The following is a 13,536-nucleotide window of genomic DNA, read 5'->3' as shown; positions in this document are numbered from 1 at the left end:
ACCTTCATATTTGAAGACATTTTCTACAACTCAAAAAAATTCAGCTCGTTTTATAATTAAAATAAAATTATAATCTTATGATAAATTATCTTTTGCTAAAAGGGCTAACTTTAATTTTTTCCACTATTTTTCTTAGCTCACCGTTGATATTTGCATATCCGTTAACTAGACATTCGCCTTTACCTAATTTTGAAAGATCATTTTCTAGTTGCTTTCTTATATTATTATCTGAGGTAATCATTTTACTTATAAAATTAATTTGATCTTCAGGAGGTGCAAAGTGTATTTGAAGAGCAGCATTAAATAAAGAAGAAATATCCCCACTATTTTTTATACTGCTTATTGATTGTGTAGCTAACCATGAAGACCAACCAAACTTTCTTCCTTCTTTTAATATCTTTGTGGTAGGAGAACTTTCTTTATGGTTAAGATTTTGCATCTCATCCAACAATACTGGTATTGGCGTGTCCTTATCGCCATTACTTTCAGTATAATTATATAAATCCCATAAAATGAATTCTGTAATAATTTTTTGAATATCTGCTACATAACCTTTTAATTGAAAAATATGCACTTTTCCTTGGTTGCTAAATATTTGATTCCAAGAAAAGTTATTTTTGTCATATAAAAATGGATCCTTATCGAGCAATTTACTTATTCTACCCACAAGTTTTAATGACGAGTTATCTTCACTTTCAATAAGTCGATTCTTAAGTTTAGTAAACGTAAAACTTTCTCCGTATATATTTAGCCCTTCTATAATAGCTTCCTTCAATAAACTACTTTGTTGTATACCCAAATTAAATACAAAGTCTATATTTTGAACAACTCTATCTGCTACATCATCATTTTCTTCAGGAACTTTAAAACCACCTAAATCAATTTCTTTCTTTTTAAAAGGATTAATTGGTAACTTATCTTTAAAAATATATTTATTTACTAAGTCATCACCTAAAGTTTCCACAAAATCACTCTCTAATTGATGTAATAAAAATCCATCGGTATAATCAATAACTAAGCTATCAATCTTAGCTTTTGCCATCTCATATAATAAGCATTGCATGAAATACGTTTTTCCTTGGCCAGATTTACCACTTATTAATAGATGTCTATTTGATAATTTAGGATTGCCATATTCCCAGTATAAAGTTTGGTTACTCCCCACTATACTACCCAATGGGATACGTATATTTTTCAAATCTCTATTTTCATTTTCTATATCTAATAAATACTCTTCTTTGTTTTTATCTTTCTCATTGCCTAATATTTCTTTCTCAAAATTTAATTCGCTACTTTCGACATTTATTTCTTTTAGTTTGTCATTGATTTCTTTCAATGGTTTGTGTTCATCTTCAACTATTGGATATATATTATTAGAGTTTTTAACTTCATCAACATACTGCGAAAGCAACAGCTTTAAATCTATACCTTTAGTACCACTAGCCACTTCTTTCTTAACTTTGCTTAATGATTTTTCTGCATCTTCGTAGGCATCTAATTGATTATAATGAACTTCGATGACTTTATCTTTTTGATCTATCAATACTTTTCTGTATGGATTTTCTTCTGTAAATAGTACAATCATACCTTTACCATAATTTTCATTAATTGCACTTGAATACTTAATTTGATTATTCATTATCGTTGATTTGTCGTTAAAAATCTTTAGATAGTCTTCGCTATCAATAACTCCATTTTCCAGGAATTTTTTTAAGTTACCAAAATAAAGATTTAAGAAAAACTGTCTATAAAAATTTTGATTTAACTTTTCTTCTGAATCAATTATTATCTCTTCATTTAATAAATTATATAAATGTGAGACTTGAGACTTAGCTTTAGAAACGACATTACTATTGTTTATTCCAACTTTTACTTCTACTGGCATAAAGTGAACAGTTACTTCAGACTTGTCGTATTCCAATCCAATAAATAATAAATCATCCGATATAGATCCTTGATAGTTTAATTCTTTTGCCGAAAAAATGTCTGAACTGGATTCAAGACCTTGTTGTCTACTCACCCTTATTATTTCTTCTAAAGAAATAGGTATCCATTTAATATAATCATTATCTAAAATTGTTAAAACTTGTTTGTATGCAGAAACAATACTTAGTTTCTCTTTTACAGAATTATTAGTAGCATGTCCACGTGATGATTTACTTCCAATAACTTTTAATAACCATTCGCCGTTTAGGATGTTAAAGGAACGTATAATGTTTTCTATATTTTTAGGCTCATAATTAACATTAACTTTGTATAAAAATTCTTTTAAAATATTACTGTATTGCATAGTATTATTTGTTACAGTTATAGACTCATAATTAAAGGAAGAAGTTTGATCATTATAGTGAATAATATATAGATTATAATCTTCATTATTAAAATAGGATAAATCTACAGATGGGTCTATAAAGGTAACCCAGTTGGTGTTATTGAATACTTCTTCTAAATTTTGATTTTCAATACTACTAATATTATTAACAATACCCTCATTAACTTTATAAGGATTTAAATGATGATTTTGATTATTCGAAACAAAGCTATTCCAAAGTTTTGCACTATTAATTAATAAGTAATCATCTGAAATTCCCTTAATACCAAACCCAGAGAGATAAGTATCGCCCAATTGAGTATAACTTACACTAGAAAGTAAGCCTTTGTTAGTAACAGATGATTCTATTTCATTCAAATTGTTAAAACTAAATTTAGGTGGCTGATTAAAATTAAAAAATGTTATATGCGTTAATATCTTGTTATTAGTAGTAAAAATATTAATTTTTCTTTTTAATAATTCAATAACATCTTCTTCTTCAAACTTTCTTTTGACTTTACTTGGTACAGAAATATCAAATAAATCATTCAATTCATTATAAGATAAAATATTGTAAAAATTAAATATCTCATCAATGTTTTCGCTTTTGTCAAAATAAGCATCTATCGAGTTAACTTTATATAAATTAGAAGCACCTTTAAGCTCTTCAAATATATAATCTATTATCCCTTGTATAGCCACCTTTTTATCTTTTATTCCAGAAAATTTAACCTTAAACGAAAAATTTGGATTAACACTGAATAAATAATTAAAATGCACCTTAAAATCAAACATTCTTGTTTTTATAATATATCTCATTTTTTCTGAAGTCATTTTATTAGAAGATTCATATGGCTTATATATTAGCCATCTAAAGTTGGAATCAGATACTTCTGAAAAATAAAAATTACTTTGATTATCTACATAATAAGGCAGTAAACTTGAAGGATTATACTTAACAAAGACTTTTTCGTTTGTAACACCTTGCATAAAAGATTTAGTTTTTTCAATTTCATATCTAACAATTAAAGGGTGTAGCGCTGATAAATAGATATTTTCGTTTTTATAAACAACTCCTAATTCATGGAGGTTTAATACCTTTTTATCAATGATTTTTTCATTATCTTTTAAACCGATTAAAACTTCTTCAACAGCTTTACAATATTTTTCTGCACATTCTATTACTTCTTGATCATAATATAATAAACTTGGTAATGTATTTTTGGATAAAATTAATTCACAAAAATTTGTATAGGCTTCTAAAATTTGATTATCTAGTTCAAGCTGTTTCCCAGTCATTATATCGCTTTCAAATCTAATGGTCATATAATTTTCTTTAATCATTTTATCTTCGATTTTTATAGTTTCTTTAAAATCATTGTATAGGTAAAACTCTTCTGTACCTACTTTAACTAAATTCTCATCAAGACTTCCAGATACTTGTTGATTATATATTAACCTTAATAGACTTATGCTACTCAAAGGAACAGGCTTATTGAGAACTTCTTTCAACTTGAATTTATAGGATACGTTATTAATTTTTAAAACCATATAAATGTTATCATTATCCTTTTTTACTAGGGGTGAAAAATCATAACTGGAATAATCTTGTGGCGAATAATTTTCACCAACTTCATTTACTACTACTTTATGCTCATTACATTCATTTAATTTCAGCAAGCTATTTACTCCAGCTATACTAAATTCAACCTTTTTATCCTTATTATCATATTTCAAATTATATTTAGTTTTAATGTGTCCAATCAATTTTTCTTCAAAATTTATTAATAGTATTTTAAATTTAAAAGATAGTGAGCTACTATTATTATGTCTATAAGTGAATTCGAAATAATACTCATTTTCAGAGTCTAACTGGCTTAAATCCAAAACTAAGTCGCTTTTATTACGGGTAGAGAATTTAATGTCGACTTTTTTATTATTACTTAAATCTAGTAGTTTAATACCACAAGTAACAATATTGTTTGTATTTATGTCAATTATCCTACTAAAAGGCAAAATAAGTCTGTTTATTGACTCTTTATTCTTAAATATAATTATATTTCTTTCCCTTTTTTTGGTCTTTGTATGTCCTGCTGACTTATCCCAAATTTCGATATTTTTAAACTGCTTTCTAAATTCTTCTTCAAGAAATTCTATTTGAACTTTTTTCCTCTCATCATTAGCGTCTTTACTTCTCTTTACTACTTCAAATTCAGTTTCATACCATTGATCTTTTTCTAAAGACTTTATTGCATTACCCTCAAATTTTTCCTTTATTTCTTCTTTAGTAGTTCCTCTTTCATGAATAGACTGAACAACGTCAAATAGCTGTCTATTTTCTTCTAATCTTTTAAAAATCTCTTTATCTTTATAGGTATTAATTTGTTTATCTTTGAACAAACCCAATCTAAAATAATCATCTTTACTAATAAAACCTTGTTCAATTATGCTATAAACCGCTTCGAAGTCAATCAATGCATACCTAACTAGTTCATCATCAAAATTCTTATCAACAACGAACTTTAATATTTCAACTTCTTCATCGCCTAACTTATCGCTTTCTTTTTTTAATATATTGGCTAAGTTAGTTCGTAATGACTTGTTATGAAATGGGGCGCCCCTTTTAGAGAGATTAAAAGCACCACCTGTTATACTATCTAAATCATCTTTAATAAAGAAAATGGCTATAGAGTTAGCCCATTCATCTTCTTGTAAAGAAACCTTATTTCTTACTGTTACTAGAAAATCATGAGTAATACCGTCATCAGCAAAAACAAACACTACTTTTTTCTCATTTATCATACAGTACAGGGTTTCATAATTAAATTCTTTACTATAAAAATTATGTACCTTTGCTTCTTCTGAATGATGTATCACATTTTTCAATTTTCGCAACTCATCATCACTATCCATAATTAAATAAAATCGATCACCTGGATGAGCTTCAGATTTTTCGATATATTTAAATAACTCTTTATTCAAATAACTATAGAACTGATTTAACATATTTTACATCCCCACTATCGCTCTTTTTATCTAATATGTTCATTTTTTCGTAAAATGATGCTACTTCTTCTCGAGTATATCTATCGAAAAATACGCCTCTTTTTTCGAACTCTATAAATACATCCTTAATCAGCATTTTTTCTTCTTTTACAATTATAGCTGTAAGAAGTATTAGCATTTCCTTTTTTAAAGTTAAAGTTTTACCCAAGGAACCTCTATTTTTTAAAAACATATAGTTACCAATATCTTCAACTGAAAGGTGATACCTATAAACCGTTTCTTTTGCTAAATCCTCACTTAACCACTTTTTAAATATTTCTATGTTAGTTAATAAATCCTCACTCAATTCCTCATCCTTCATATTAATGCATTTGTATTTATTTAAAACTATTTTGAGTTCTTTATTGAGTTCTAGTCTTTGATTAAAGGGTAAATTTAATAATTCTGTCAAAGTGTAAAATTTTGTATCATTATTAATTATGTTTATCATATCATTTAAATAGCCCAATAGATTATCATTTACTAATGTGTAATTCTTCAACGCAGCTATCTGATTATAACCATTTATATTAGTTTTTCTACTAGAAGTTAACTTTTCAGTTTCTAAAGTGAAATATAGAGGATATATCCGTGTGCCATTTATTAAATTACCAGTGTTATTTAAGTTCAAAATCGTCTGAATAATATGTTGAAAATAATAAAATGCAAAAAATTTATCGATATTTTTTAATGCAAACTCTTTATGTTTTAATAAATAATTTAAATCATCATTTTTCTCTTTAAATTCATCTCTTAAAATAGATTTAAAAGGGTTTTTGTTTTTAGTAGTTGGTAGCTGTTCAATTGATTCTAAAAGAATTTTTTCTACTAGATTTTTGGTTTGTTTATCTCCTATAAATTGACACCATCTATTATTTTTTTCTAAATTAAAGATTTCAGTAATATATTGAGCTATTTGTATTTCCCCTGTTTTCTCAGGGCCATTAGTAAGAGGATAGTAATTAACTAAATAGGGATGATTAATAAAATGAATATTGTTATAACCAAATACTTTATTTAAGAATTTAATTTTATCTTCATCGCTCAAATTCGAAACTGCCTCTACACTATTATATATATCCTCTATATTATAGTCTTTCTCGTTATAATCAATTTTTAAATTCAAACACTTCTTGAAATCGCCCCTATAATAGGAGTAAAGCCACCTTTAAATTGCGCACGTTCTGGTTCCCTAGTAAAAAATGGATATATTTTATACTTGAAATTACGAGTATATCTTGTTTTTTCTTTATTCAAAGCTAATTTATTAATTATAAATGTACTTGCACTTTCCATTATTACACCCTCTCAATTTCATATCCAATAAAGCCCTCTCTAATTACAAATGTATCATTCGCATTAGGAATATTAATTAACGTTTCATCAGTAGACTCTAAATCATTCACTACATTATCGATAAATTCAGAAAAAATAACTGTTTCCTGTATATCTTGTGCTTTTAAAAGATAACCTTTTTCTACTTTGTCCATTAATTTATATAGGTTATAATCTACTTCTAAAAAATAAATATTTTCTTGTATATTAAATTCAACTTCTAATGTTAATTTATTTGTTATTTTAATATTTTTTAACTTTGGGTTAAACTTTAACCCTATCCTTAGATTTGTCTCTGGTTTTAAAGATTCGGTATATATAAAACCACTTTTTGCGGAACCTTTCCAGTTATTGATAGTAATCAAAATTTTATTAACAAAATCTTTTTTTAACTTAATATTTTTCGGCAAATTTTCTAAAAGGTAAACATATTCTCTAAAAATACTCGGCTCATACTTTTCATGATTAAAAAGATAATCTAACCTTAATATAATTTCAAACTTACGATTATGGGCCAATCCTTCTATAAGATATAAATAATCACTAACTTTTAAGTAAGTTTCTTCTCCAAAGATTTCTTTACACTTACTTTGTAAATCTAATGCATTATAAAGTTCAATATTTAGAACATCTATTTTACTATCTTGAAATAATACTGGATCATGTTGTGAAATTGAGTTTAAAATTTGTGATTTATCCAAATTATTAAAAAGTAAATTCACTAGCATAGAGTCATTTTCTCTTTCTATACCTTCTGGAACAATTATATCGTAAATAAAATTTAATAATGACCTTGTAGATAATATTCTTTTATTTTCAATTTGTATTTTATTCAATAAATGTATCACAGTTTTTTGCACATTTTTGTCTAACATTAATTTATAATTTATATAAATAGCTTCTTTTCGGGAAAAACCCTCATCCTCTATAAATGCTCTATAAAAAGGATTTTGATTAGTTTCTCCGAATATTTTTCTAAATATATCACTTATAAATCGGTTCTTAATTTCTCCCTCGGATATTTCATTTGTTTTTTCATTAATAAATGATACTATTGTAATTTCATTATCTTCATATAAATCTTCTTTCATTCCGTCCGTACTAAAAATATCACTATTTTTTATAGTATTTATTACATCCATTTCAACTTGTTCCCTAATAAGAAATTCCTTTAAGTTATGCAACATCCCTATATTAATAGCTATTACTAGTTTTTTTGTAATTTCTTTATGGTAATTTTCAAGTTCACTAGCTAATGTTTCAACCGCAGTCTTATATGGATTATTACTTTCAGTAGCATCATTGTATATTTTTACATCCTGTAATAGATTAGGCTCTTTTTTATTAAAATATGACAGTAAATGTGATTTACCATCTCCTACAGATCCTACTAATAATATAATTCCTTTTTCCTTGTACTTAAGGTTCATTAGTGCTTTTTCTAACTTATTTTGAATAGGCCTTTTTACATGCATATAATTATTAAAATCACTAAAAACTTCTGAATTCACTATTGATTCTTTTGAGGAGCTACTTAAAAATTTTATAATATTTTGAAAATTATTCGAGTTATTTCCTGTAATTTTATTGCTGTAAGCATTGATTTCATTTAAATAATTCTCGAATTTTTTGTAATCACTATCATGATGATATTTTTGAATTTGCTCTAATTTAAATTTTAATTTTGAAAGAATTTAAAATTAAGTATTAGTTATACTTTTTTTGAGTTTTAATTTGTAAATTTCTTTATTTAATAATTTAGTATCTATATCATCCATATTATTAAACGTTAGCCCCAATCCAAAAGACTTCAAGTATTTTTGTAAATTTTGTACAAGTTCTTGTTTTGTCACCAATTTATCCCACCCTTTAAAACATTTTTCTTATAATTTATAATATCACAACATTCATTATCTTTAACTATATTACAATATAAAATATCTGGAAAAATTCTGTTTTTAGCTTCATATGTTAAATTGGCTTTTTATACAAGACTAATACTCTGTTGGAACACACTCTGTGCGATTTTCTTTTAGCACTTAATTATTTACAGTTACTTTTAAAATTAATCCAAAAAAATAGAATTGGCGAAAACTATTTTCGTTTATCACCAATTCTATTTAATAAGTTGTTCCCCTAAAATATAGTGAATTTATGTACCTAATAAAAACACGCTGATTAAAATAGTTTTAACTGGCTAAAAGATTCGCCATTCATGTTTTCTATTCTTTCTATTTGGTTACCTATTCTCGTTATAATAGGTACTACTAACGCATTTCCCATACAGAAAAATCTCATTCTATCAGGCATTGTATCAGTCCAGTCATCAGGAAAACCATTTAATCTTTCAGCTTCAACTGGAGTTAAGGTACGGTAAGTATCATCAATGTTCAAAAAATGTGTACTTCTGTTCACAGAGCCTTCACTAGTCAACATCGTTCTAGCTGGTAAGTCGAGAGAATCTGTTTCTGACATACCACCTTCCGAGAAGTAGTATTCGTGACCCTCCTTTGTAGTTCGTTTGATTTTTTTGGGGCCTCTTAGATAACGAAACTTTTCGATTTGCTCTTTGCTTAGTGAATAACTTGCATCTACATTCTCTTCTATAATTTCTTGTAGCGTCCTTGCTTTCTCATATTTAGGTATTGTATCAATAGTTAGTATTTTACCATTCCTCATAATACCACTATTATAAAATTGAAACTTGAAATTGTCTGATACGTCTACTATATTGTTCCAAATTCTAGTTTGAGCTATTCTATTTTTATTCGGCTCACTTTCTATTGGAAAAGCTTGAGCGAACATTCCTTTTTTATATACTATATCTTCAAGTAATTCTTCACTTATTTGGTTACTATAGTTCAAATCTTGTCTATATCCAAAAATAAATACCCTTCTTCTTCTTTGCGCATTACCGTAATCTGCAGCGTTGATTACTCTCCACTCTACATCGTAACCTAGCTCATTTAAAGTAGATAACATAACTGCAAAATCTCTACCTCTTTGAGTCGACGGGGACTTAAGCAAGCGATCCACATTTTCTAGTAATAAATATTTAGGATAGGTATTTTGAATAAATCGAATTATTTGCCAAAATAATACTCCTTTTTTTCCTTCAATACCTAGCTCACCATTCAAGGTACGAGCAACCGAATAGTCTTGACAAGGAAAACCACCAACTATCATATCAGCATTTGTTTGGGCCATTTCCATGTCCGAAACTTCTGCAATATCTTTATTTACATGTTCTCCAGTACTAAATCTCTTGTTATAACAATCAAAAGCATGTTGTACTTTACGAGAAGGCTCCCACTGATTTGCCCAGTTGACATCAAAAATTTGATTTTTTGTTTGTTCTAAACCTAAACGAAAACCGCCAACTCCAGCAAATAGTTCTACTACATTTATATTATTCATTAGGCGACCTCCTAAAATTACTTGCTAATTATTATAACACAAAAGCGAACGATCGTTCTACCTATTAGAATAATAAAACATATAAAATTATAACATAAACTTGCTAAAGTAATTCCTCAACTTGCTTTTTTATGTAATCATTATTAATCCAAAAACATTGTTTAGTCATCCATTCGTTTGAATATTCTTTCCTATCAGGTTTATTAATCCAATGAGCTGGATGAGGTAATTTATCTGCATATGAACCATTTTCACTATAATCTCTTTTTTGTTCATGAGGTCGAACATGACATATTAAGTTATCAGATTTTTTAATAAAATTATTTGTAATCTTCCATCCATCTTTTGTACTTTTATCTGGTACTGCTTCTAAAACAACACCTTCATTAATTTTCTTAACTGTATCTTTCCATACTTTTTGAACAGGACCTTCGATATCTTCTTCTGGCATGCTAAAGAATTTTATGCCTTTAAATACATCTTTTCCTTTTTCATTTTTTATAACAAAAAATAAGAATCTTGTTTCTAGTAAGAAATTATGCCATTGAGCACTTGGAAAACCATCTTCATCAATCCACTGTTCTTTTGATAGCTCTTCAAATTTAAATGCACCAAAAGACATGCTTTCTTTATTTTGATTTTTTTCATTAAATTTAACTGTTTTTACTACAATTGATGATTTTTCAAACTCTTCAACTTGAGGGAATGGATTACTTCTTGTGCTTTTACCTTTTAAATTTAAAATTGTAGAAGCAATTCTATAATTTAAATTATAAGCACTTTTCTTAATGTTAAAGTGCTCGCATAATTCGTCGATTGTCCAACTTATGTATGGATTAAATCTCTCTCTAACAATATCTTCTATTGATTTTTCTTCAATTTCAAATTTATCTTTTATGATAGAGTCAATAACTTCGTCACCTAATACATATTTTCTTAACAGTGATGTCATATAACCTGATTTAAATGAGAAAGCTCTCTGTTTTGCTTTAATATCTGAATAGGGTTGGTTTCTAACAGATTTGGAACTTGCACCTTTAGTACATGGAGATAAATAATTTGTTAAACCTTCACTAAGTTCATGTGCTTTTCCATTTCGAATATATTGATGAATGATTTCCCAATCTTTTTTAATAATTTCATAATCAATAGGATTATGCTTCATCTCATATAAGACTGCCTCTTTAATTAGCCACTCGTTACGATCGACCTGTTTATTATATTCGTAAAATGCTAATTCAATCGTACCATTTTTATTCAAGAAACTACTTTTTTCAAAGGTTTCTTCTGCTACTTTCTCATAATTTATTATGTTTAAGACCAATCTTTCTTTAGAACTATACTGCCCACTTTTTAATCTTTTAATAGGTGTTGCTTTTAATTCTACACCTGCTTCTTCCATATCAGGTTTACTATCACTGTCTTTCTGTTTACCAAACCACTTTTCAAAAGCATCCCCAGCTGAACTTTTAGTCTTTGTAACCGATACACCTCCATTTAGTTCCATTAATGTTTTACCAACTGCTTCTCTAGCTCTATTATGAACCTGCTGTTTTGTTTTATATTCTGTCATATTTCTCCCCCCATATAACAAATTAAACTTGAATTATTTCATTTTGATAAATTCTTAATCACTTATGATATGCTTCTCCCCTCATTATTTTAAATGCTCGATATACTTGCTCTAACAAGATGACGCGCATCATTTGATGAGGAAATGTCATTTTACTGAATGACAATGCGTAGTTGCTTCGGTTTAAAACGTCTTGATGTAAGCCATTAGATCCCCCTATCACAAAGGTAAAGTCACTCGCGCCTTGCGTCATACGTTGATTTAATGTTGTGGATAAGGCTTCAGAGCTAACCATCTTACCTTCGATTTCCAATGTGATGACTGTAGATTGTGGTTTGATTTTGCTTAAAATACGTTGGCCTTCTTTTTGTTTCACTTGTTCCACTTCTTTATCACTCATCGTTTCAGGTGCTTTTTCATCTGGAACTTCAATTATTTCTAATTTTGTGTATGCCCCTAGTCTTTTGCTGTACTCTGCAAGGGCTTGCTTCCAATATTTCTCTTTCAGTTTTCCAACTGCGACAACAGTAATTTTCATTTTGACCTCCATTGTGTATAAACGTAAAGTTATCCACAAGTTATTCAGTTATTCACATGTTTATACCCATTATAACGTTTTTTGCATAAAGTTTGTACACAGTATTTTAGAAATTGCATCCTTCCATTGTGTATAAACCTGTTGATATGTGGATAACTTTGTTAGTAACTACGTTATTAACATGTGAATTGTGTGTAAGTCATATACTTTGTGCACACATTTGGGGATAAGTGCGCCACATTTTGAACTTTTATTCACTTCCGCAGACACTCTTTCGTGTTCCTATTATTTCATCCCTCATTTCATAGCTTTATATGATCTTTACCCTTTAAAACACTTTGTATAAAGATAACATTTTAAATTTTCATCAAAATTTACTAGCCTCAAATAGATGCTTCCCTATCATTTTAGGAAGGAAAATTTTTTCAAATATTGAAGCTTAAAATTTTCAATCTGTAAACAACATAAAAAAACACATGAACCTCAAGACTTTTACTTGAAATTCATGTGCTTCTATCTATCAATTATTTCATTATAATGTATATATCGGTGTGGGTATCGCTTTATCCGTATCACATAACTTCACTTCATTGTGAGTATCAATATCATGTTCTTGCAAGATTTGTCCGACACTCATTCGTGCCAAATCTTTCATATTGTTATCCTGTGATAAATGCGATAAATAAATCCGCTTCGTTTGACCTGTGATGACATCTTTCATTGCGTGAGCTGCGTCTTCATTTGACACATGGCCCATATCGCTTAAGATTCGTTGTTTCGTCTTCCACGGATAACGACACATTCTTAACATATCGACGTCGTGATTACTTTCAAATATAAAGGCATCACTACCACGAATCATACCTTTCATGCGATCAGAGACATAACCTGTATCCGTAATCATCGTTAACTTCTTATAATTATTATGGAAGATATAAAACTGTGGATCAATCGCATCGTGTGAAACGTTGAATGATTCTATATCAAAACCTGCAATAGACTTCGTTTCATATGGATTAAATACAAACTTTTGGTCTAGCGGAATTTTAGAATCTTTTTTATCAATACGTGTCCATGTTTTTTCATTCGCATAAATTGGAACACCAAACTTACGTGCAATGACACCGAGCCCCTTAATATGGTCGCTATGCTCGTGTGTCACGAGAATGCCGCTTAAATCTGAAATTTTTCGGTCGATTTGATCGAAAAGTGCTTCCATCTTTTTCCCTGTTAGTCCGACATCGACCAACAAGCTGCCTTGTTCACTTTCTACATATGTCGCATTTCCGGTACTACCGCTTGCGAGTACACTCATTC

Annotated in this window: 9 protein-coding genes; all 9 read right to left on the bottom strand. The window is 28.3% G+C overall.

Features of this window, described 5'->3' with window-relative positions:
• Positions 1–85: 85 nt before the first annotated feature.
• Positions 86–5,317 (bottom strand): helicase HerA domain-containing protein, encoded by a 5,232-nt coding sequence (locus HMPREF1208_RS07565; RefSeq protein WP_016425762.1) that lies wholly within the window; start codon positions 5,315–5,317, stop codon positions 86–88.
• Positions 5,298–6,482: a DNA phosphorothioation-dependent restriction protein DptG gene (gene dptG, locus HMPREF1208_RS07560; RefSeq protein ID WP_016425761.1), complete on the bottom strand. Its 1,185-nt coding sequence runs from the start codon at positions 6,480–6,482 to the stop codon at positions 5,298–5,300. Before dptG ends, HMPREF1208_RS07565 begins: the two co-directional genes overlap by 20 nt.
• Positions 6,479–6,652: a hypothetical protein gene (locus HMPREF1208_RS12430; RefSeq protein ID WP_016425760.1), complete on the bottom strand. Its 174-nt coding sequence runs from the start codon at positions 6,650–6,652 to the stop codon at positions 6,479–6,481. The genes dptG and HMPREF1208_RS12430 overlap by 4 nt, the downstream gene beginning before the upstream one ends.
• 2 nt (positions 6,653–6,654) lie before the next feature.
• Positions 6,655–8,202 (bottom strand): DNA phosphorothioation-dependent restriction protein DptF, encoded by a 1,548-nt coding sequence (gene dptF, locus HMPREF1208_RS07555; RefSeq protein WP_228480287.1) that lies wholly within the window; start codon positions 8,200–8,202, stop codon positions 6,655–6,657.
• Positions 8,203–8,391: 189 nt separating this feature from the next.
• Entirely contained in the window at positions 8,392–8,544 is a 153-nt protein-coding gene (locus HMPREF1208_RS12425; protein WP_016425758.1) for a hypothetical protein, read from the bottom strand.
• A gap of 325 nt (positions 8,545–8,869) precedes the next feature.
• Positions 8,870–10,108 carry a DNA (cytosine-5-)-methyltransferase gene (gene dcm, locus HMPREF1208_RS07550; protein ID WP_016425757.1) on the bottom strand — a complete coding sequence of 413 codons (1,239 nt, stop codon included), beginning with the start codon at positions 10,106–10,108 and terminating at the stop codon, positions 8,870–8,872.
• Positions 10,109–10,211: 103 nt separating this feature from the next.
• Positions 10,212–11,681 (bottom strand): Sau3AI family type II restriction endonuclease, encoded by a 1,470-nt coding sequence (locus HMPREF1208_RS07545; protein WP_016425756.1) that lies wholly within the window; start codon positions 11,679–11,681, stop codon positions 10,212–10,214.
• A gap of 58 nt (positions 11,682–11,739) precedes the next feature.
• Complete coding sequence (gene rlmH / locus HMPREF1208_RS07540; RefSeq protein ID WP_016425755.1) at positions 11,740–12,219, bottom strand: 23S rRNA (pseudouridine(1915)-N(3))-methyltransferase RlmH; 480 nt, start codon at positions 12,217–12,219, stop codon at positions 11,740–11,742.
• A 532-nt stretch (positions 12,220–12,751) separates the two neighbouring features.
• Positions 12,752–13,534 carry an MBL fold metallo-hydrolase gene (locus HMPREF1208_RS07535; protein WP_016425754.1) on the bottom strand — a complete coding sequence of 261 codons (783 nt, stop codon included), beginning with the start codon at positions 13,532–13,534 and terminating at the stop codon, positions 12,752–12,754.
• Positions 13,535–13,536 lie beyond the last annotated feature (2 nt).

It is taken from the genome of Staphylococcus sp. HGB0015, from assembly GCF_000411275.1.
Lineage (GTDB): Bacteria > Bacillota > Bacilli > Staphylococcales > Staphylococcaceae > Staphylococcus > Staphylococcus schleiferi.
The sequence above is the reverse complement of the archived record's forward strand: the minus strand, read 5'-3'. Positions and strand labels throughout refer to the sequence as shown.

Excerpts from the sequence above, each read along its gene's own strand:
- HMPREF1208_RS12430 (WP_016425760.1), bottom strand. The coding sequence starts at position 6,652 with ATGGAAAGTGCAAGTACATTTATAATTAATAAATTAGCTTTGAATAAA.
- dcm (WP_016425757.1), bottom strand. The coding sequence starts at position 10,108 with ATGAATAATATAAATGTAGTAGAACTATTTGCTGGAGTTGGCGGTTTT.
- rlmH (WP_016425755.1), bottom strand. The coding sequence starts at position 12,219 with ATGAAAATTACTGTTGTCGCAGTTGGAAAACTGAAAGAGAAATATTGG.
- HMPREF1208_RS07535 (WP_016425754.1), bottom strand. The coding sequence starts at position 13,534 with ATGAGTGTACTCGCAAGCGGTAGTACCGGAAATGCGACATATGTAGAA.
- HMPREF1208_RS07565 (WP_016425762.1), bottom strand. The coding sequence starts at position 5,317 with ATGTTAAATCAGTTCTATAGTTATTTGAATAAAGAGTTATTTAAATAT.
- HMPREF1208_RS07545 (WP_016425756.1), bottom strand. The coding sequence starts at position 11,681 with ATGACAGAATATAAAACAAAACAGCAGGTTCATAATAGAGCTAGAGAA.